The organism is Stutzerimonas stutzeri (genome assembly GCF_009789555.1).
Taxonomy (GTDB): Bacteria; Pseudomonadota; Gammaproteobacteria; order Pseudomonadales; family Pseudomonadaceae; genus Stutzerimonas; species Stutzerimonas stutzeri_R.
This window is the reverse complement of sequence record NZ_CP046902.1, coordinates 3372686-3392732: the sequence shown is the minus strand read 5'-3', so window position 1 is coordinate 3392732 and position 20047 is coordinate 3372686. Positions and strand designations below refer to the sequence as shown.

The 20047-nt window shown below is 64.0% G+C and carries 19 protein-coding genes; 15 read left to right on the top strand and 4 right to left on the bottom strand.

Going from position 1 to position 20047, the window contains the following annotated elements:
• Positions 1-38: 38 nt before the first annotated feature.
• From GQA94_RS15500 to pcaD, 12 genes are all read left to right on the top strand, one after another.
• Complete coding sequence (locus GQA94_RS15500) at positions 39-818, top strand: 1,6-dihydroxycyclohexa-2,4-diene-1-carboxylate dehydrogenase (RefSeq protein WP_158188863.1); 780 nt, start codon at positions 39-41, stop codon at positions 816-818.
• 73 nt (positions 819-891) lie between these two features.
• Entirely contained in the window at positions 892-2232 is a 1341-nt protein-coding gene (locus GQA94_RS15495) for an MFS transporter (RefSeq protein ID WP_158188862.1), read from the top strand.
• Positions 2233-2258: 26 nt separating this feature from the next.
• A complete protein-coding gene (locus tag GQA94_RS15490) occupies positions 2259-3380 on the top strand; it encodes a muconate cycloisomerase family protein (RefSeq protein WP_158188861.1) in 1122 nt (373 codons plus the stop codon).
• Positions 3381-3395: 15 nt separating this feature from the next.
• Positions 3396-3686 (top strand): muconolactone Delta-isomerase, encoded by a 291-nt coding sequence (gene catC, locus GQA94_RS15485; protein WP_158188860.1) that lies wholly within the window; start codon positions 3396-3398, stop codon positions 3684-3686.
• Positions 3687-3754: 68 nt separating this feature from the next.
• Positions 3755-4693: a catechol 1,2-dioxygenase gene (gene catA, locus GQA94_RS15480; protein ID WP_158188859.1), complete on the top strand. Its 939-nt coding sequence runs from the start codon at positions 3755-3757 to the stop codon at positions 4691-4693.
• 238 nt (positions 4694-4931) lie between these two features.
• Positions 4932-6158, top strand: a complete 1227-nt coding sequence (locus GQA94_RS15475; protein ID WP_158188858.1) for a benzoate/H(+) symporter BenE family transporter — start codon at positions 4932-4934, stop codon at positions 6156-6158.
• Positions 6159-6271: 113 nt separating this feature from the next.
• Positions 6272-7534: an OprD family porin gene (locus GQA94_RS15470; RefSeq protein WP_423835441.1), complete on the top strand. Its 1263-nt coding sequence runs from the start codon at positions 6272-6274 to the stop codon at positions 7532-7534.
• A gap of 108 nt (positions 7535-7642) precedes the next feature.
• Positions 7643-8485, top strand: a complete 843-nt coding sequence (locus GQA94_RS15465) for an IclR family transcriptional regulator domain-containing protein (protein WP_158188856.1) — start codon at positions 7643-7645, stop codon at positions 8483-8485.
• A gap of 190 nt (positions 8486-8675) precedes the next feature.
• Entirely contained in the window at positions 8676-9536 is an 861-nt protein-coding gene (locus GQA94_RS15460) for a CoA transferase subunit A (protein ID WP_158188855.1), read from the top strand.
• Complete coding sequence (locus GQA94_RS15455) at positions 9533-10312, top strand: CoA-transferase subunit beta (RefSeq protein WP_158188854.1); 780 nt, start codon at positions 9533-9535, stop codon at positions 10310-10312. Before GQA94_RS15460 ends, GQA94_RS15455 begins: the two co-directional genes overlap by 4 nt.
• Positions 10309-11514 (top strand): 3-oxoadipyl-CoA thiolase, encoded by a 1206-nt coding sequence (gene pcaF, locus GQA94_RS15450; RefSeq protein ID WP_158188853.1) that lies wholly within the window; start codon positions 10309-10311, stop codon positions 11512-11514. The genes GQA94_RS15455 and pcaF overlap by 4 nt, the downstream gene beginning before the upstream one ends.
• Positions 11515-11668: 154 nt before the next feature.
• Complete coding sequence (pcaD, locus tag GQA94_RS15445; RefSeq protein ID WP_158188852.1) at positions 11669-12457, top strand: 3-oxoadipate enol-lactonase; 789 nt, start codon at positions 11669-11671, stop codon at positions 12455-12457.
• A gap of 270 nt (positions 12458-12727) precedes the next feature.
• Here the strand turns inward: pcaD and GQA94_RS15440 are convergent, their stop codons facing one another.
• On the bottom strand, positions 12728-14446 hold the full coding sequence (locus GQA94_RS15440; RefSeq protein ID WP_158188851.1) for a tannase/feruloyl esterase family alpha/beta hydrolase: 1719 nt from the start codon (positions 14444-14446) through the stop codon (positions 12728-12730).
• Positions 14447-14956: 510 nt separating this feature from the next.
• On the opposite strand from GQA94_RS15440, the gene GQA94_RS15435 reads away from it, so the two are divergent.
• Positions 14957-16597 carry a Na+/H+ antiporter gene (locus GQA94_RS15435; protein ID WP_158188850.1) on the top strand — a complete coding sequence of 547 codons (1641 nt, stop codon included), beginning with the start codon at positions 14957-14959 and terminating at the stop codon, positions 16595-16597.
• Between the two features lie 6 nt (positions 16598-16603).
• Here GQA94_RS15435 and GQA94_RS15430 read toward each other — a convergent pair whose 3' ends face one another.
• Positions 16604-17020, bottom strand: a complete 417-nt coding sequence (locus tag GQA94_RS15430) for a hypothetical protein (RefSeq protein WP_158188849.1) — start codon at positions 17018-17020, stop codon at positions 16604-16606.
• Between the two features lie 209 nt (positions 17021-17229).
• Entirely contained in the window at positions 17230-17850 is a 621-nt protein-coding gene (locus tag GQA94_RS15425) for a TetR/AcrR family transcriptional regulator (protein ID WP_158188848.1), read from the bottom strand.
• A 91-nt stretch (positions 17851-17941) separates the two neighbouring features.
• Between GQA94_RS15425 and GQA94_RS15420 the strand changes: the two genes are divergently transcribed.
• Complete coding sequence (locus GQA94_RS15420) at positions 17942-18562, top strand: NAD(P)H-dependent oxidoreductase (RefSeq protein ID WP_158188847.1); 621 nt, start codon at positions 17942-17944, stop codon at positions 18560-18562.
• A gap of 27 nt (positions 18563-18589) precedes the next feature.
• Here GQA94_RS15420 and GQA94_RS15415 read toward each other — a convergent pair whose 3' ends face one another.
• Entirely contained in the window at positions 18590-19015 is a 426-nt protein-coding gene (locus GQA94_RS15415; RefSeq protein ID WP_158188846.1) for a VOC family protein, read from the bottom strand.
• A 115-nt stretch (positions 19016-19130) separates the two neighbouring features.
• Between GQA94_RS15415 and GQA94_RS15410 the strand changes: the two genes are divergently transcribed.
• Positions 19131-20018 (top strand): LysR family transcriptional regulator, encoded by an 888-nt coding sequence (locus tag GQA94_RS15410; RefSeq protein WP_158188845.1) that lies wholly within the window; start codon positions 19131-19133, stop codon positions 20016-20018.
• Positions 20019-20047: the final 29 nt, after the last annotated feature.

The following is a 20047-nucleotide window of genomic DNA, read 5'->3' as shown; positions in this document are numbered from 1 at the left end:
AAGTATGTATTGGGAGCCACTTTTTACGAGGTCGCATGATGAACAAGCGTTTTGCAAGCAAAGTGGCGGTCATCACGGGCGCCGCGCAGGGCATCGGCCGCCGAGTGGCCGAGCGCATGGCCGAGGAGGGCGGGCGCCTGGTACTGGTCGATCGCTCCGAGCTGGTCCACGAACTGGCGGATGAGTTGGGTGCCAGGGGTGTCGAGGTGATCACCCTGACTGCCGATCTGGAGCAGTTCGGCGACTGTCACCGAGTCATGGATACGGCCAAGGAGCGCTTCGGTCGTCTCGACATTCTGGTCAACAACGTCGGCGGCACCATCTGGGCCAAGCCCTTCGAACACTACCGGGAGCAGGAGATCGAGGCGGAAGTCCGGCGCTCGCTGTTTCCCACGCTGTGGTGTTGCCATGCCGCACTGCCGCACATGCTCGAGCAGGGCAGTGGCGCGATCGTCAACGTGTCTTCGATCGCGACCCGCAGCCTCAACCGTGTGCCCTATGGCGCGGCCAAGGGCGGCGTGAATGCACTGACCGCCTGCCTCGCCTTCGAGAACGCCCAGCGCGGTATTCGCGTCAACGCCACCGCACCCGGCGGTACAGAGGCGCCGCCGCGGCGTATCCCGCGCAATACGGCGGAGCAGAGCGAGCAGGACAAGCGCTGGTACCAGCAGATCGTCGACCAGACCGTCGATTCAACGTTGATGAAGCGCTACGGGACCATAGACGAGCAGGCCGGGGCGATTCTTTTCCTCGCCTCGGACGATGCGTCCTACATCACCGGCGTCACCCTGCCCGTAGGCGGTGGTGACCTGGGCTGATCACACCCTGGCCCCTGCGCAATATCCGGCCAGGGATCGGGCAATCAATACAAAAACAAGAGAGAGCCTTGCCATGCGACAGATAGACGTACCCGAAATCATCGACAACGCGCGGTTCAACCGCTTCCACTGGATGGTCATGGCGCTTTGCGCGCTGCTACTGATCTTCGACGGCTATGACCTGTTCATCTATGGCGTGGTCCTGCCATCGGTGATGCAGCAATGGAATCTCAGCCCGCTGGAAGCCGGCGCGCTGGGAAGCTATGCGTTGTTCGGCATGATGTTTGGCGCCCTGGCGTTCGGCAGCCTGGCAGACCGGATCGGGCGCAAGAAAGGCATTGCGATCTGCTTCGCGCTGTTCTCCTGCGCCACCATTCTCAACGGTTTCGCCAGCAACCCGACCGAGTTCGGCGTCTGCCGGTTCATCGCCGGCCTCGGCTGCGGTGGCCTGATGCCCAATGCGGTGGCGCTGATGAACGAGTACGCGCCGAAGCGGCTGCGCAGCACCCTGGTTGCGATCATGTTCAGTGGCTATTCGGTCGGCGGCATGCTGTCGGCGGGTGTTGGTATTTTCATGCTGCCGCGTTTCGGCTGGGAGTCGATGTTCTTCGCCGCCGCGCTGCCGTTGCTGCTGTTGCCGCTGATCCTCTGGTATCTGCCCGAATCCATCGGTTTCCTGGTGCGCCAGGGGCGCATCGAGCAGGCGCGCGCGCTGCTCAAACGGGTGGACCCGCAACGTGATCTTCGCCTGGACGATCAGTTGTTGATGGTCGAGGCGAAGAAGCGCGGCACCTCGGTGATCGAGTTGTTCCGCGAGGGCCGCGCGCTGCGCACGCTGTGCCTCTGGGTGGCGTTTTTCTGCTGCCTGCTGATGGTCTACGCGCTCAGCTCCTGGTTGCCCAAGCTGATGGCCAACGCCGGCTACAGCCTGGGCTCGAGCCTGTCGTTCCTGCTCGCGCTGAACTTCGGCGGCATGTTCGGTGCGATTCTTGGCGGCTACCTGGGTGATCGATTCAATCTGGTCAAGGTGATGGTGGCGTTCTTCATTGCGGCCGGGGTTTCCATCAGCCTGCTTGGCTTCAACAGCCCCATGCCCATCCTTTACCTGCTGATTGCCGTGGCCGGCGCCACCACCATCGGCACGCAGATCCTGCTGTACGCCGGTGCCGCGCAGCTTTACGGGTTGTCGATCCGCTCCACGGGGCTTGGTTGGGCATCGGGCATCGGCCGCAACGGTGCGATCGTCGGCCCATTGCTGGGTGGCGCGCTGATGGGCATCAACCTCCCGCTGCAACTGAACTTCATGGCCTTCGCCATTCCCGGCGTGATCGCGGCGCTGGCCATGACCCTGTTTGCCATCAGTGCGCAGCGCGCCCAGGCGGCCCCAGCTCCCCTGGCCGCTGGCGCGGCCTGACCCAACGCATCCACTGGAAGAACCACATGAGTACAGTCCTGATCGAAGGCATCCAGACACTGATCGTCGACCTGCCGACGATTCGTCCCCACAAGCTGGCGATGCACACCATGCAGAAGCAGACGCTGGTCATCATCCGGGTTCGCTGCAGCGACGGCGTCGAAGGGATCGGCGAGTCCACCACCATCGGAGGCCTGGCCTACGGCAACGAGAGCCCGGAGAGCATCAAGACCAATATCGACAGCCATCTCGGGCCGTTGCTGGTGGGCCAGGACGCCGCCAACATCAACGCAGCCATGCAGCGTCTGGACAAGGCGGCCAAGGGCAACACCTTCGCCAAGTCCGGTCTGGAAAGCGCGCTGCTCGATGCGCAGGGCAAGCGCCTCGGTCTGCCGGTCAGCGAACTGCTTGGCGGGCGCCTGCGCGACAGTCTGGAGGTCGCCTGGACGCTTGCCAGCGGCGACACCGGGCAGGACATCGCCGAAGCCGAGCGCATGCTCGATATCCGCCGCCACCGCGTGTTCAAGCTGAAGATCGGCGCCAACGAGGTGAATGCCGATCTCAAGCATGTCATTGCGATCAAGAAAGCGCTGGGGGAGCGCGCCAGCGTGCGCGTCGACGTCAATCAGTATTGGGATGAATCGCAGGCGATTCGCGCCTGCCAGGTCCTCGGCGAGAACGGCATCGACCTGATCGAGCAACCGATCTCACGCATCAACCGCAGCGGGCAGGTGCGCCTGAATCAACGAAGCCCGGCGCCGATCATGGCCGACGAATCCATTGAAAGCGTCGAGGACGCCTTCAGCCTTGCTGCGGACGGCGCGGCCAGCATCTTCGCCCTCAAGATTGCCAAGAATGGCGGCCCTCGCGCGGTGCTGCGCACCGCGCAGATTGCCGAAGCGGCCGGTATTGCCCTGTACGGCGGGACCATGCTCGAAGGGTCGGTCGGCACCCTGGCCTCGGCGCATGCCTTCGTCACCCTCAAGCAACTGACCTGGGGCACCGAGTTGTTCGGGCCGCTGCTGCTCACCGAAGAAATCGTCACCGAGGCGCCGGTCTACCGCGACTTCCAGCTGGAAGTGCCGCGCACGCCGGGCCTGGGCCTGACACTCGATGAAGAGCGCCTGGCGTTCTTCAGTCGCAAGTAACCGGAGGCTGAAACCATGCTGTTCCACGTAAAGATGACCGTAAAACTGCCGGTCGACATGGACCCGGCAAAGGCCGCGAAGATCAAGGCCGAGGAAAAGGAGCTGGCCCAGGGTTTGATGCGTGAAGGCAAGTGGCGCCACTTGTGGCGCATCGCCGGACAGTACGCCAACTACAGCCTGTTCGACGTGGCCAGCGTGCAAGAGCTGCACGACACCCTGATGCAGCTGCCGCTCTATCCCTACATGGAGATCGAAATCAATGCCCTGTGCCGGCACCCCTCGTCAATCCGCGAAGACGATACCTGACCTGCGGGCATCGGCCGGGCATCCCGGCCCGTGTCAACTGACCAAAACTACAAGATGAGGCCTGAGCCATGACTGTGAAAATTTCCCATTCGCCCGACATCCAGAACTTCTTCAAGCAAGCCAGCGGCTTCGACACCGACCGGGGCAACACCCGATTGAAGACCATCATCAACCGCGTGCTGCTGGACAGCGTGAAGATCATCGAGGACCTGGAAATTACCCAGGATGAATTCTGGAAAGCCGTGGACTATATCAACCGTCTCGGGGGACGCAATGAAGCGGGGCTGCTGGTGGCCGGGCTTGGCCTCGAACATTTCCTGGATCTGCTCGAAGACGCCAAGGACGCGCAGATCGGCCTGACCGGTGGCACGCCCCGCACCATCGAAGGTCCGCTGTACGTCGCCGGCGCACCGATGGCCGAGGGCGAGGCCCGTATGGACGACGGCAGCGAAGACGGCATCGCCACGGTGATGTTCCTGCACGGCAAGGTCACAGGCCCGGACGGCAAGCCTTTGGTCGGCGCCATCGTCGACCTCTGGCACGCCAATACCCAAGGCAACTATTCCTATTTCGACAAGACCCAGTCGGACTACAACCTGCGCCGCCGCATCATCACCGACGCCGAGGGCCGTTACCGGGCGCGCAGCATCGTGCCGTCCGGCTATGGTTGCTCGCCGGACGGACCGACGCAGGAGCTGCTGGATCTACTCGGACGGCATGGGCAGCGTCCCGCCCATATCCACTTCTTCATCTCGGCGCCCGGTCATCGTCACCTGACCACCCAGATCAACCTGTCGGGCGACAAATACCTGTGGGACGATTTCGCCTATGCGACACGCGACGGGCTGGTGGGTGACATTCATTTCAACGACGACCCGCAGGCCGCGCAAGCCCGTGGCGTAGCGGGGCGGTTCGCCGAGGTGGCGTTCGATTTCCAGCTGCAACAGGCGCCCGCGCCCCAGGCCGAGCAGCGCAGCCAGCGACCGCGCGCCTTGCAGGACGCCTGAAGCGGGCCGATGGCACGCTTGATCATCCGTCACCTTTTGCGGTTCCGCCCTGGCCGCTGGCGAGGGCCGGACCGCAGGACGGCTTGGCGCTCTGTTCATCGCCCGGTGCTCGGCAGGTGCCGGCAGTGGGCGAATGAGGCGTCATCGACACTGCGTCGGTATGCGGGTTTTCGCAGCACCCCACAACAAGAGCGATTCGGGCACCGCCACGGATTGCCGGCCTGACTTGCGAGGCGCCATGAAAACGCTACTCAGAGACCTCTCCTTGTCCGCGGTGGTCGCGGGCTTCATCGCGACGGTGATTTCCTATGCCGGGCCGTTGGTGATCATTTTCCAGGCGGCCAAGGCGGGCGGGCTTGCGCACGACGTGCTGTCGTCCTGGATCTGGAGCATCTCCATCGGCAGCGGGATACTCGGGATCGTCCTGAGCCTGCGCTACAAGGTGCCGATCATCATTGCCTGGTCTGCGCCCGGTTCGGCATTGCTGGTAACCATGTTGCCCGACATCAGCATGAACCAGGCCGTCGGCGCCTATCTGGTGTCGAGCCTGATCATCCTGCTGGTCGGGCTGTCCGGCGCGTTCGACAAGATCATCCACAAGCTGCCCGCAGCCATCTCTGCCGGAATGCTCGCAGGCATCCTGTTTCGCTTCGGGACCGGCCTGTTCGTGTCGGTCAAGGAACAACCCTGGCTGGTGCTGGCGATGTTCGGGACCTACCTGATGTTCAAGCGCGTGATGCCGCGCTACGCCGTGATGGCCGTGCTGGTAGTCGGCGTCGCGATGGCCCTTGCCAGCGGCGAACTGCACCGCGAGGCGCTGGTCATCGGCCTCGCGGTACCGGTCTGGATCACGCCGGAGTTCAGCTGGCAGGTCATGCTCGGCGTGGCGTTCCCACTGGTCATGGTGGCGCTGACCGGCCAGTTCGTACCCGGCATGGCCGTGCTGCGAAACGATGGCTACCAGACCCCCGCGAGCCCGCTCATCGCCAGCAGCGCGCTGGGCACGATGCTGTTGGCACCGTTCGGTTGCCACGGCCTGAACCTGGCGGCGATCACCGCGGCAATCTGTTCCGGAAAGGAATCCCATGAGGACCCACGCAAACGTTACATCGCTGGCATCTCCGGCGGAGTGTTCTACCTGCTGCTGGGCGTCTTCGGCGCCACCCTGGTATCGATCTTCACAGCCTTTCCCGCCGCGCTGGTCGCTGCGCTCGCCGGCCTGGCATTGCTGGCCGCCATCGGTGGCGCGCTGAGTGCCGCCATGTCGGTGCCCGAAGACCGTGAAGCCGCGTTGATCACCTTTCTGGTCACCGCATCGGGCATGTCGTTCCTCGGCCTGTCCGCGGCTTTCTGGGGATTGATCTTCGGTATCGCCGCGCACCTGCTGTTGACGCTCAGGCGACCACCGGCACTGCTGCCTGCCAGCCCGCCGGCATCGCTGGACGAGGAACAAACCGCTCGCTGATTGCCACAGCGGCCACTCGCAACCCAACCCTTCGTCGTTCTCGCCGGCTTGCGCTGGTGAGGCGGCGGCGTGCACCCGAAAAACAACAACAACGAGTCCAAACCATGAAAAAGATGTCACAACGCCCCCGTATCGCAGCAACCATCGGCGCCGCCCTTTGCCTTCCCTCGGCCTTTGCTGCCGATGAAGGCTTCATCGAAGGCACCACGGCCACGCTGCAGGCTCGCAATTACTACTTCAGCCGAGACTTCTCCGACATCGTCGGCGCGAATCAACAGTCGAAGTCGGAGGAGTGGGCCCAAGGCTTCATCCTTAACGTGAAATCCGGCTATACGCCGGGCACGGTCGGCTTCGGCGTGGATGTGCTCGGTCAGCTGGGCTTCAAGCTCGACAGCAGCGCCAGTCGGGTCAACACCGGCCTGCTGCCGGCCGGCAGTGACGGCAAGGCGGCGGACAACTTCGGCCGCCTCGGCGCGGCGCTCAAGGCTCGGTTGTCGAAGACCGAGCTGAAGCTCGGCGAATTGACGCCGAACCTGCCGGTGCTGACGTTCAGCGATATCCGCCTGCTGCCGCCGACCTACCAGGGCGCTAGCCTCGTCTCGCAGGAAATCGATGGGCTGACGCTGCAAGTCGGGCAGCTTCACTCGGCCAGCGTGCTGAACGAGGCCGGAGACGGCAAGCTGCGGGCGAAGCTCGGGCATGTTCCGCAGCTGGCCGGTCATGCGCAAACCGATCGCTTCAGCTATGCCGGCGCCGACTATGCCTTCAACGACAACCGGACCTCGGCAGGCGTCTGGTACGCCCAGCTTGAAGATATCTACAACCAGCGTTTCTACGGCCTCAAGCACAGCGAGCCGGTGGGCGACTGGGTGTTCGGTGCCAACCTGGGTTTTTACGATTCGAAGGAAGACGGCGCGCGGCTGTTGGGCGATATCGACAACCGGGCGCTGTTCAGCGTGCTGTCCGCCAAACGCGGCGGGCACACCGTATCGATCGGCTATCAAGCGATGTTCGGCGACGACGCCTTCCCCAGGGTGTTCAACAATGTCAGCCCGCTGGGCAATGAAGTGCCCACCTATGAATTCGCCGGCGCCGACGAGCGCTCCTGGCAGGTGCGCCACGATTTCGATTTTTCGGCGGTCGGTGTGCCGGGTCTGGTGTCCACGGTGCGCTATATCCGCGGCGACAACGTCGACACCGGGCGAGGCTTCGAGGGCCAGGAGTGGGAGCGCGACCTGGACCTTGGCTACACAATCCAGAGCGGTGTACTGAAGAACCTCGGGATACGGGTGCGCAACGTCACGGCACGATCCAACTACCGCAGCGACATCGACGAGAACCGGCTGATCTTCAACTACACCTGGCAACTGCTGTAAGGGCGTCGGTCGTGGAGTGCGGATCGCGTGTCGCCGAGGTGGCACGTTTTGCGATTATCGACCAATAGGACGATAATCGAACACCGCTTTCCGACAAGGCCGTCCGCCATGAAAGACGAATCCTGCCCTCGTAACCGCCCGATGGCGCCTGCCATCATCGCGTCGCCGGCCAAACGCATCGAAGCGCTGACCGGCGATCCGAACTTCATGACTTCGCTGGCACGCGGGCTGGCGGTGATTCATGCGTTTCAGGAGCGCAAGCGGCATCTGACCATCGCGCAGATCAGCCATCGCACGGAGATCCCGCGCGCGGCGGTTCGGCGTTGCCTGCATACCCTGATCAAACTGGGCTACGCCACTACCGATGGCCGCACGTATTCGCTGTTGCCCAAAGTGTTGACGCTCGGCCATGCGTATCTTTCCTCGACCCCGCTCGCGGTCACCGCGCAGCCGATCCTCGACCGCCTCAGCGATCAGCTCCACGAAGCCTGCTCGATGGCGACCCTGGAGGGAGACGAGGTGCTGTATGTCGCGCGGTCGGCCACGCCGCAGCGCTTGATTTCCGTCGATCTCAGCGTGGGCAGCCGGTTGCCGGCCTATTGCACATCCATGGGGCGGATTCTGCTCGCGGCGCTGGACGATGCGGCGCTGGACGACTACCTGGAACACGCCAACCTGCAGATCAAGACCAGTCGGACCCTGCACACGCCCGAGGCCATCCGTGCGTCCGTCGAGATCATCCGCCAGCAGGGATGGGTCATCATCGACCAGGAACTCGAGGTCGGTCTGCGCTCGCTGGCCGTGCCGTTGAAGGACTCGGCCGGCCAGGTGCTCGCCGCACTCAACGTCGGAACCCACGCCAGTCGAGTGACCCGGCAGGAACTGGAGACACGTTTCCTGCCCGTGTTGCTGGAGGCGAGCAAGGAGCTGAGTACCCGTCTCTTTCACTGATCACGAGCGAGCGGCCCACATCGCGCCAGGCCGAGTCGGCAGCGATCGTTGGCTTTACAGAGAGGCGGGGTTGTGTTCGATAATCGAACGGTGATTCGATTATCGGATTGTTCTGTCCGGCTCTGGTGGTTAGTGTGGGTCCACGCGCGGATACGTTCGTGCATCCGGACTCCAAGACGAGACATGACCCATGGCCGAGCTTCTTCCCTTAAACGAGGCAATCGATCGCTTCGTCAGTCACGGCGACACCGTCGCCCTCGAAGGCTTCACCCACCTGATCCCCACTGCCGCCGCGCACGAAATCATCCGTCAGCACAAAACCGACCTGACGCTGGTTCGAATGACGCCTGATCTGGTCTATGACCTGCTGATCGGCGCCGGTTGCGCGAAGAAACTGGTGTTCTCCTGGGGCGGCAACCCCGGTGTCGGCTCGCTGCACCGGCTGCGCGACGCTGTCGAGAGGCAATGGCCACAGCCGTTGGAAATCGAAGAGCACAGCCACGCGGACCTTGCCAATGCCTATGTCGCCGGTGCGTCTGGTCTACCGTTCGCGGTGCTGCGCGCGTACCTGGGCTCCGACCTGCCCAAGGTCAACCCGACGATCAAATACATCGAATGCCCTTTCACGGGTGAGAAGCTCGCGGCCGTGCCGAGCGTGCGTCCCGATGTGACCGTGATCCACGCGCAGAAGGCTGACCGCAAGGGTAACGTGTTGATCGCCGGCATTCTCGGCGTGCAGAAGGAGGCCGCGCTGGCCGCCAGGCGTTGCATCGTCACCGTCGAGGAAATCGTCGATGAGCTTCACGCGCCGATGAACGCCTGCGTGCTGCCGACCTGGGCGCTTACTGCGGTATGCCATGTGCCGGGCGGTGCTCATCCGTCCTACGCACACGGCTATTACGAACGCGACAATCGCTTCTACCAGCAGTGGGACCCGATCGCCCGCGACCGCGACACGTTCACCGCCTGGATCGACGAATTCATTCACGGCACCGAAGATTTCCCGGCGTTTCAGGCCAAGCTGGCCGCGCAGCAGGAGGCCAAGCAATGAACTACTCCACTCATGAAATGATGACGGTGGCCGCGTCACGCCGCCTGGCTGACGGCAGTGTCTGCTTCGTGGGCATCGGTCTGCCCTCGAAGGCGGCCAACCTGGCGCGCCTGACCCATGCGCCCGATGTCGTGCTGATCTACGAATCCGGTCCCATCGGCGCCAAGCCATCGGTACTTCCACTGTCCATCGGCGACGGTGAATTGGCCGAAACGGCCGATACGGTGGTGCCTACGGCGGAAATCTTCCGCTACTGGCTGCAAGGTGGGCGCATCGACGTCGGTTTTCTCGGCGCCGCGCAAGTCGACAAGTACGGCAACATCAACACCACGGTGATCGGCGACTATCACCAACCGAAAGTTCGCTTGCCAGGCGCGGGCGGAGCGCCGGAAATTGCCGGGTCGGCCAAGCAGGTGCTGATCATCCTCAAGCAGTCGCACCGCACATTTGTCGACAAGCTTGCGTTCATCACCTCGGTCGGTTTTGGTGAGGGTGGCGATCACCGCAAAGCGCTCGGCTTGCCGGGCAACGGGCCGGTGGGAATCATCACCGACCTGTGCATCATGGAGCCCGAAGCGGGGTCCAACGAATTCGTGGTGACGTCGCTGCACCCGGGTGTGACCCGGGAACAGGTCATCGAAAACACCGGTTGGGCGATTCGGTTTGCTGACAATCTTGGCGAAACCACGCCCCCGACCGAGCACGAACTGGAGGCTCTGCGCGCCCTGGAGGCCCGCACCGCCGCCGCCCACGGACAATCTGGAGGTGACGAGTGACACGCGAAGTCTTTATCTGCGACGCCGTACGCACACCCATCGGCCGCTTCGGCGGTGCGCTGGCCGCGGTGCGCGCCGACGACCTGGCGGCAACCCCGATCAGAGCATTGCTGGAGCGCAATCCCGGGCTCGATCCGGCTGCGATCGAAGAAGTCTTCATGGGCAGCGCCAACCAGGCCGGCGAAGACAACCGCAACGTGGCACGAATGGCGGCGCTGCTTGCGGGGCTGCCGGAAACCGTGCCGGGCGTGACGCTCAACCGTCTTTGCGCCTCGGGCATGGATGCGGTGGGCAGTGCGTTCCGTGCCATCGCCTGCGGCGAAATGGAGCTGGCGATCGCCGGCGGCGTCGAGTCCATGACCCGCGCGCCGTATGTGATGGGCAAGGCCGATACGGCATTTGGCCGCACGCAGAAGATCGAGGACACCACCATCGGCTGGCGCTTCATCAACCCCAGGATGAAGGAAATGTACGGCGTCGATGCGATGCCGCAGACCGCCGACAACGTGGCTGAAGAGCACCACATCAGCCGAGAGGACCAGGATGCGTTTGCGCTGCGCAGCCAGCAGCGTACCGGCAAGGCACAGGCCGCCGGCTTCTTCGCCGAGGAAATCGTTCCCGTGGTGATCAAGGGCCGCAAGGGTGACACGGTGGTCGACACCGACGAGCATCCGCGTCCTGATACCACCGCCGAAGCGTTGGCCAAGCTCAAGCCGGTCAACGGTCCGGACAAGACCGTCACGGCGGGCAACGCCTCGGGCGTCAACGACGGCGCGGCAGCGCTGATCCTCGCCAGTGCCGAGGCGGTGCAGAAGTACGGCCTTACGCCGCGCGCCAAGGTGCTGGGGATGGCCAGTGCGGGCGTTGCGCCGCGGGTCATGGGCTACGGGCCGGTGCCGGCGGTACGCAAGCTGTGCGAGCGTCTGAACCTGGCCGTGAGCGATTTCGACGTAATCGAACTCAACGAAGCCTTCGCCGCCCAGGCGCTAGCCGTCACGCGCGATCTGGGCCTGGAAGACGACAGCCCGAAGGTCAACCCGCAGGGCGGCGCGATTGCCCTTGGGCACCCGCTGGGCATGAGCGGCGCGCGTCTGGTGCTGACGACCGTGCACGCCCTGGAAAAATCCGGCGGCAAGCTCGGCCTGGCGACGATGTGCGTCGGCGTAGGGCAGGGTCTGGCACTGGCGGTTGAAAGGGTCTGACCCTGAGTGACGCCCGCATAGCCGCACAACCGCCATCGAGGTGGCGCTCGGGAAGGGTGCGGCCGTGCTGCAAACGCGAAGCCGCGTATGCCGGGGCAAGCGGTGTGCACGCATCCGCGGCGCGCTTGAATCGACTTTTTGGGGGAGATCGCCCATGCCTTGCGTAGCACTCGCCGATGGCGAACTGAATTATCGTTTCGATGGGCCGGTCGACGCGCCGGTCCTGGTCCTGTCCAATTCGCTGGGTACGGATCTGGGCATGTGGGACGCTCAGTTGCCGGCGTTCAGCGAGCATTTTCATGTCCTGCGCTACGACACGCGCGGTCACGGCGCATCCGCGGTGACTCCGGGGCCGTACAGCATCGAGCAGCTTGGTCGCGATGTGCTGGGCCTGGTGGATGCATTGGGGATCGACCGTTTCGCCTTCTGCGGCTTGTCCATGGGCGGGCTGATCGGTCAGTGGCTGGGCATCAACGCCGGCGAGCGCCTGACGCGGCTGGTGCTGTGCAACACCGGGGCGAAGATTGGCACGGACGACGTGTGGAACGAGCGGATCGAGACCGTACTCGAGGGCGGCGAGCAGGCCATGCGCGACATGCGCGATGCCGCGATCGCACGCTGGTTCACGCCGGCCTTCGCCGCCCACCAGCCCAGCCAGACCCGCCGCATCACCCAGATGATCGCCAGCACCTCGCCAGCCGGCTACGCCGCCAATTGCACGGCAGTGCGCGACGCCGATTATCGAGACCAGCTCGGTGCGATCAAGGTCCCCACGCTGGTCGTCTGCGGCAGCCAGGACCCGGTAACCACGCCCGAACATGGGCGTTTCATCCAGGCGCGCGTCGCTGGCGCCGAGTGGGTGGAGTTCGAGGCGGCGCACCTGTCGAACGTCGAGGTGGGCGACGATTTCACCCAGCGCGTACTGGCCTTCCTTCGGCGCTGATCGGATCGTAAACCGGGCCGCGGGGCCCGGCAAAAGACCCACCAAGGGATTCGAGTCGAGCCGCCGGCGCTACCACAGCGCCAGCGTGTCGCTCAGGATCGGGCGCGTTTTTGCCGGTGTCGGCGCGACGTTGCCGCGCACCGTCGCGTTTCGCACCTTGATGCGCAATTCTTCAGCTTGTCCAGCGCCTCGGACGGCGTTACGGCTCGAGGTCGGCAATCCATCAGGCGCAGGGGCGTGCCCTGGCCGATGGGTTGCGCGGGTGACGGCTCAGTGCCGGCCTGACTGGCTTTTCACGCAGACGAAACTCGACGCGTCGTTCACCTGGCCCTTTCCCTTGTATTTCGGCCACGCGGGGTACTCGCAGAGCGGACGCGTGCGACCGGGCACCGCGACGGTATCGGTGACGATCTGCCGCTTGGGCGCAATACCCCGTTCGACCCAGCTTTCCAGGGCCGTGACCGAATCCCAGGCAGCGTTGAACAGCGTGCTGGCTGCATGGCCATAGCCGGGAATCTCGTAATAACGCAAGAACTGGCGCGTCTGGCCGACGCCCATGTCCCGTTGTACACGCTGGTAGTAGTCCGCGGTGGCGCGGGTGCTGACCAACTGGTCCGAGGTTCCATGCGCCATGAGAATCTTGCCGCCATTGGCGACGAACGCCGAAAGGTCGGTCTGATTGACGTCCTGGCGCAGCGACAGCGCATCGACCCGCGCCTGCCAGGGGCCCAGTTGGGTCGGGTCGAGCGTCAGCGCATTGAATGCCGGATTGCGCGTCACGAAGTAACGCACCCACTCATCCCAGAATCCCGAATGGTACGGCGCGCCCTCGGCGAAACCGGTGCCGTGCACGGGCATCGGATAGGTCGGTTGCAGGGTATTCAGGCCCAGCCGTGTGACCACCGCCTGAACCCCGTCGCCCGGCCGACCGAGATCGGTGCCCCAGGTGTTGAAGCCCGGATAGCCGCGTTCGCCGCTGGCCAGCGGTTGGCTGAAGCGGATCGGGGTGTCGAACACCTTCAACGCATGTATCTGTGCATCGGACAGGCAACTGTTGCCGGTGTCGGCTCCGGCAGGGCAGCGCAGAGGACGGCCGTTCAGTTTGGCTTTCGCCGGATCGAACCGGGCATTGCAAGCCGATTGATTACTGATGACGCGGTCGTATGCGCCGTCGAGCCCGTCGCACGCCTGCAGGGCGGACTCCAGCAGTGCCGCCCGTTTTTCCAGGCTGGGAAAGGCGCCGGGAGCCGCCAGCGCGCGGGTGATGCGACCGAATTGCAAGTCCAGGGCCGCCGCGTTGTAGGCCGGGTAGAGAACGATCGCGCCGTGGAAGTCTTCGGGCCACTGCTGCACCACCGCGAGCGCCTCGCGGCCACCGGTGGAGCCGCCGGCAAAGTAGCTGCGCACCGGTGGTTGGCCGTAACGCCGTTCGATGAGATAGATCGCCGTGTCCCGGGTTTTCTTCAGCGCATCGTGGGCGTAGTTGGCCAGCGCTTCGTCGTTCCAGGCGAAGTCGCCAGGATTGACCGGATTGGCGACATGGCCCGAGTCGCTGCCGAACACGGCATAGCCCCGGCCCAGCGGCGTCGGTTGGTCGGCAGGTCCGGCGGGGACATTGCCGGCGACGTTTGGGACGGTGCCGTTGTAACCGCCGCCGCCGTACATCATCGCTTTACTGTTCCATTGCTCGGGTAGTGCGAGGCGCATTCTGATCGCCGGTGCGCTCGGGTCGACCGGAGCGATCTCCACGCTCAAGTCGCAATAGGGTCCGAAGGTCTGGGGGGCGCTGCCGCCGCCAGGCACCGGGGTCGCGGCGGTGACCCTGGCGCCGGACGTCGGCAAGGCGATCGCCGTGGCGGGAATCCGGGCTCCGGACAGTTCGCTGCAACTGGCGGCGAGCGTTGGCTCGGCAATGGCGACCGTCAGCAGGGCGGGCGCGGCCAGCAGCAGGCGGGAGGGGCCAGCGCGGCGTGCACGGGTTGCTTTCATGGGGGCTTCCTTCTTCTTGTTGTTGTTGTTCTGCCCGCGGCATACGCCACGAGGCGAGTGCGCCCGGAAACGATACGGATTCGGCCAGGCCGTTCGGTCCGAGCCAAAGCCGTGCCAGCACCGTTGCCGGGCTGCTGCGCCCCGATAGCCGGTCGCCGTGCGTCTGTCGCACGGCTCCCGCGCCATGCGACGCCACCGGGAGAAATGTCGTCGCAGCCTGACTGTCCAGCGAGGGCGACATGAATGGCAGAAGTGTCCGGGGCGCTGGGCATGCTGTCTTGAAAAGCGGACACCGGCAGGCGGCACGCCCGGCGGGTGGAAAAGCCTTTCATCAAGGGTGACGCCTGCCCATCCGCACGACGTCTGATGGGCGGGTCACTGGAAAGCCAGGGCCTTATCGGCCAGAAGGGCTGGCGAGCGAGCCGGCACGGAATGCCTGTCTATACTTCCAGCATGCGCGAACCTGTCGCATGCACCTTGCCAATTCATCGCAGAGAGCCCTCCGGCCTTATGGAAACGCTCTACCTGATCTTCCTGCTGTTGCTTGCGGTGGGTGCAAGCCGCGTTCTGGCCAATGTCGTTCCGCTACCGCTGCCGATCCTGCAGATCATCATGGGCAGTGTGCTGGCGCTTCCACCGTTCGGCATGGGGGTCGAACTTCAGCCCGAGATCTTCATGCTGTTGTTCATCCCCCCGTTGCTGTTCTACGACGGCTGGAAGATCCCCAAGCGCGAGTTCACCGAGCATGGTGCGGAAATGACCGCCATGGCGCTGGTACTGGTGCTGATCATCCTGGTGGTGGTGGGCTACTTCATCCACTGGCTGCTGCCGGCGATTCCGCTCGGGGCGAGCTTCGCGCTGGCGGCCATTCTCTCGCCGACCGATGCATTGGCGGTAATTGCCATCGCCCAGGGCCGGCTGCCGAGGCACATGGCGCACCAGTTGGAAGGCGAGGCGATGATGAACGACGCCACGGGCCTGGTTTCCTTCAAGTTCGCGCTGGCCGCAGCCATTACCGGGAGTTTTTCGCTGGTCACCGTGACGGGCGAATTCTTCGTCATCGCGCTGGGTGGGTTGTTGATCGGCGCCGGCCTGAGTTGGGTGGTCGGCAAGGGCAAGCAGTGGATGACGTCACGGGACCTGTTCGATCCGTCCACCTACGTGGTGATGATCCTGCTGCTACCTTTCGCCGCGTTCTACCTCGCCGAGCACGCCGGGATGTCGGGGATTCTCTCGGCGGTGGCGGCGGGGATGGTGCAGAGCCGCATCGACATGCTGCCGGTCAAGACCAGCACTCGCATCCTCAACCGTAGCGTGTGGGAAATGCTCGATTTCAGCTTCAACGGCCTGGTATTCCTGCTGCTGGGGTTGCAGTTCCCCCGGATCATCGAGCGCGTCTGGGAAGCGGCGGGGCACCAGAGTTACAGCATGCCGATGCTGGTGTTCAGCGCGCTGGCGATCATGGCGCTGCTGCTGGCGGTCCGTTTCGCCTTCGTCTACGCCTATCATTGGGGAGAGGCGCGGATAAGGCGCCTGCTGGGCAAGACGGTCCAGCCCAAGCCCCTGCGCCTGTTTTCCGCGCTGAGCGCGGTGGCGGGCGTGCGCGGTGCGATCACGCTGGCCGGCGTGCTCTCCATCCCCTTGATGATTGGCGATACGCCGTTTCCGGGACGTGACCTGATGATCTTCCTGGCAGCCGCGGTGATCATCCTGTCCTTGCTGGTCGGCGCGCTGGGCATTCCTTATTTCCTCAAGCAGTTGCCCAACAATGACTTCGAGGAACACAAGGAGGCGCTCAAGAAAGCCCGTCGGATTGCCGCTCAGGCCGCGGTCACCTGGCTCGAAAACTGGAAGCAGGCGAATCCGGTCGACGACCCCGACCAGGCGCTGCTGCGCAGCGAGGTCACGGCGCGGGTGACCGAGTCCTACCGACATGACATCGAAGCCCTGATGGATCACCACGACCGGGCGAACCAGGCGCGCCAGACGCTTGCACTGGAACGCGACATTCGCGTGCAGGCCATCGCCGTGCAGCGCAAGGAAATGTACCGGATGCGCAAACGCCACCTGATCGACGAGCAGATGCTGCAGACCCTGCTGCGTGAACTGGACTACGAAGAAGCGGCGCTTGGCACGCGCGAGACGGCCTAGCGCATCCTAGCGGCCCGCCAGTTCCTGCTGCGGCTCGGGTTCGAGGACGGCGATGGTATGGTCGCTGTGCTTGAACGACACCAGCTCGGATAGCCATGCGCGCAGCTCGGCCGAATCGGCCTTGCGGTTGCGCATGGCGATGGTCAGGATTTCCCGAGCGATGATGACCATTGCGCTCTTGCTGCCCAGGAAGTGCCAGTTGAACCAGCCGTCGCCATAGGTCAGCGGTGTCTTCTGGCCAGGTGGAAGCGGGATGTAGACCTTGACCGACAGGTCGAACAGCACCTCCGGCTTGGAGATGATCAGCAACTTCACGTCCGCCACCTTGCTCAACCAGTAGCGATGATCGAAACGTCCACCGGTCAGTGTCGCGGACTGGCTCAGGGCATCGTTGATCAGCGCTCGGTTATCGATGAGTTGCACGGTGAAGGTTTCCGTTGGCAGGTGGGCGGTACGAAGCTCTGCGCCCTCGCCGCGAACGAAGAGTGTGACGACGCGGGGCAGAGGCCGCAGGGCGCGCGTCCGGGGGCGCGCTTGGTGGCATACCGGGTTATCGGTACGTCGCCGCTTTTGTTTAGCCGGTCCTGATCGGAACCTGCGGCGCGCGGCTTGGCCCGTTGGGTCTCAGCGAGTCATCGACCCGAGCGCGCCCGTTCGACCATTGCGACGATGCTCTGGTACAGCTCGTCCTGCGCTTGCTGGGCGGTGATTTCACCGGCCGCGGCGGCGTTGGAGAGGGCTTCGGCGGCGCCGAGCACCGACCGCAGTCCTGCCGGCCCGATCTCGCCTGTGCCGGCGAAGGGCGCCAGCATCGCGCGGCATTTGTCCCGGAACACCGCCTCGTAGTCGCGCTTGATACGGTCGAGTTCAGGCGAACTGGCCAAGGCGGCGATCACGCCGGGTATTTCACGCCCCTGGGCCAGCACGCATTCGACGTATGACGAGGCGATGACCGCAGCCCGGGCGCTCAGCGTGGCCTCGCTGGCCTGCAGTGCGGCGTCCATCAGGGCGGTCTGGCGCAGGTCGTATTCCTGGTAGAGCGCCGCCAGCAAGCCGGCCCGCGTGCCGAAGTGATCGTATACGACGGGCTTGGTAACGCCGGCTCGTTCAGCCAGAAAGCCGAGTGACAGCGCCTCGGTCCCTTGCTCTCGGACGATTGCCCAGGCGATGTCCAGCAACTGGCGATGGCGCTGCTCCCGAGACAGGCGACGCCGTCTTGGGGCGGACGGAGGGTTGTGATCCTTGCTTGACATCTTTATATACCAAAAGTAACTTACGACTCGTAACCTACTAGAAGTATATAAGCCTCGCGCTTTCATTGGCAACGAGCCACAGGAGTCCACCATGCATACGCTGATCGTCGTCTCGCATCCCGAACCTCACTCGCTCACTCACCGCCTCGCCGCGCAGGTCGCTGATGGCGTGATCGCCGCAGACCCCGGACACTCGTTCGAAATAGCCGATCTGGCCGCAGAAGCCTTCGACCCGCAATTCCGCGAGGCGGACCTCGCCGTCCACCGCAGAACGGGCGCCATTGCGGCGGATGTTGCGGCTGAACAGGCGCGGATCGACCGCGCGGACGCGCTGGTTCTGGTCTATCCCATCTATTGGTGGTCGATGCCTGCGTTGCTCAAGGGCTGGATCGACCGGGTTTTTTCCAACGGCTGGGCATTCGACTACGCGGGCGATGCGTCGCTGGTCAAGAAACTGGGCCATCTGCGGGTTCACCTCATCGGCGTGGGTGGCGCAGACGGGGGCACCTATGAGCGGCACGGTTATCTGTCAGCGATGAAAACCCAGATCGACCATGGCATATTCGATTACTGCGGGGCGACCGTGGCAACCTCGACAGTGTTGCTCGATTCGGAAAGCCGGGAGCCAACCGCGCATTTCGAAACCGCGCGCATGATCGGCCGCAGCCTGTTCGGCACCGCCCATGACACAGCGCCCGCGTTCAGCAGGTAGAGGTTCGTGCCGGATGCCGGCCGATGGCTATTTAGCGAACAGCTGGCTCATGTCCTTGAACGCTTTGAATTCCAGCGCATTGCCGCAGGGATCGAAGAGGAACATGGTGGCTTGTTCGCCCACCTGGCCTTTGAAACGCACGTAAGGCTCGATGACGAATCGAGTACCGCGGGCGCGCAGGCGTTCGGCCAACGCGTCCCACTCGGGCCAGCTCAGGACGATGCCGAAATGAGGGACGGGCACGTCATGGCCGTCCACCGCGTTGGTGTGCGCCGCGTCCTGGGACGGTGTCTTCGGATGCTCGTGGATGACCAACTGGTGACCGTAGAAGTCGAAGTCGACCCAATGCTCCGAGGAACGACCTTCGGCAAGACCGAATACCTCCCCGTAGAAATGGCGGGCCGCCGCCAGATCGTAGACCGGAATCGCAAGGTGGAATGGGGAAAGGCTCATCGTGGCTTCCTTCTTCGAGTGTGAACGACAGCGCCCATTCTTGCCGATTTGTCGCACCCCGCCATAACGGATATGTTTGGTATCGAGCCTCAATAAAATCGATCAGAAGGTGTGCATGATCCGAGAGATAAAAACCTTCCTGGCGATTGCCCGCTGTGGCAGTTTCGCGGCAGCGGGCAACCAGATCGGGCTGACCCAGTCGGCAGTCAGTGCCCAGATCAGAAATCTCGAGGACGCGCTAGGCATGCGTTTGTTCGATCGAACCGGGCGTTCCGCTCATCTCAACGCGGCCGGCTTGCGCGCATTGCCGCTGGCCGAGCAGATGCTCGAAATATTCGCATTGATGGGGCAGCCGGAGTCGCTGTCCGAGTACCGGGGCGAGCTGCGCATCGGCGCGATCGCCACGGTGCAGACCGGGTTGTTGCCGCCGGTTCTGCTGCGTTTACGGCGCGAAGCGCCGGGCGTCGCACCCAAGCTCGTGCCTGGCGTATCGCTGAACCTGCTGTCTCAGGTCGATGCCGGCGATATCGATCTTGCGGTGATGATCCGGCCGCCGTTTGCGTTACCCAAGGAATTGCATGCCGAACTGATCCAGAAGGAGCCGTTCGTCCTGATCGCGCCGTTGGCAACGCAAGGCGAGGACCCGTTCCAGTTGCTGGCCAATCATCCATTGGTGCGTTACGACCGCAGCTCGTTCGGTGGCCGTCAGGTCAGCCAGTTCCTGCGTAAACACCGTCTGGAAGTACGCTCCGGCCTGGAGCTGGACGAACTCGACGCCATCGTGAAAATGGTGGAAAGCGGGTTGGGCGTGGCGCTTGTCCCACTGGCAGGGCTGTGGCTGGAACGAGAGCCCACGGTTCGCATCCTGCCGCTTGGCAGCGCGACCTTCCATCGCGAGCTGGTGCTGGTCAGCCGCCATGGCGCGCGCCAGCTTCCGTTGCATCAGCTGTTCCGGCACTGCCTGTGGGCTGAGTCGAACAATGGCCTCGGGCGCAACGACTGAGCGCCTGCACGAACGTTCCAGACGAAAGC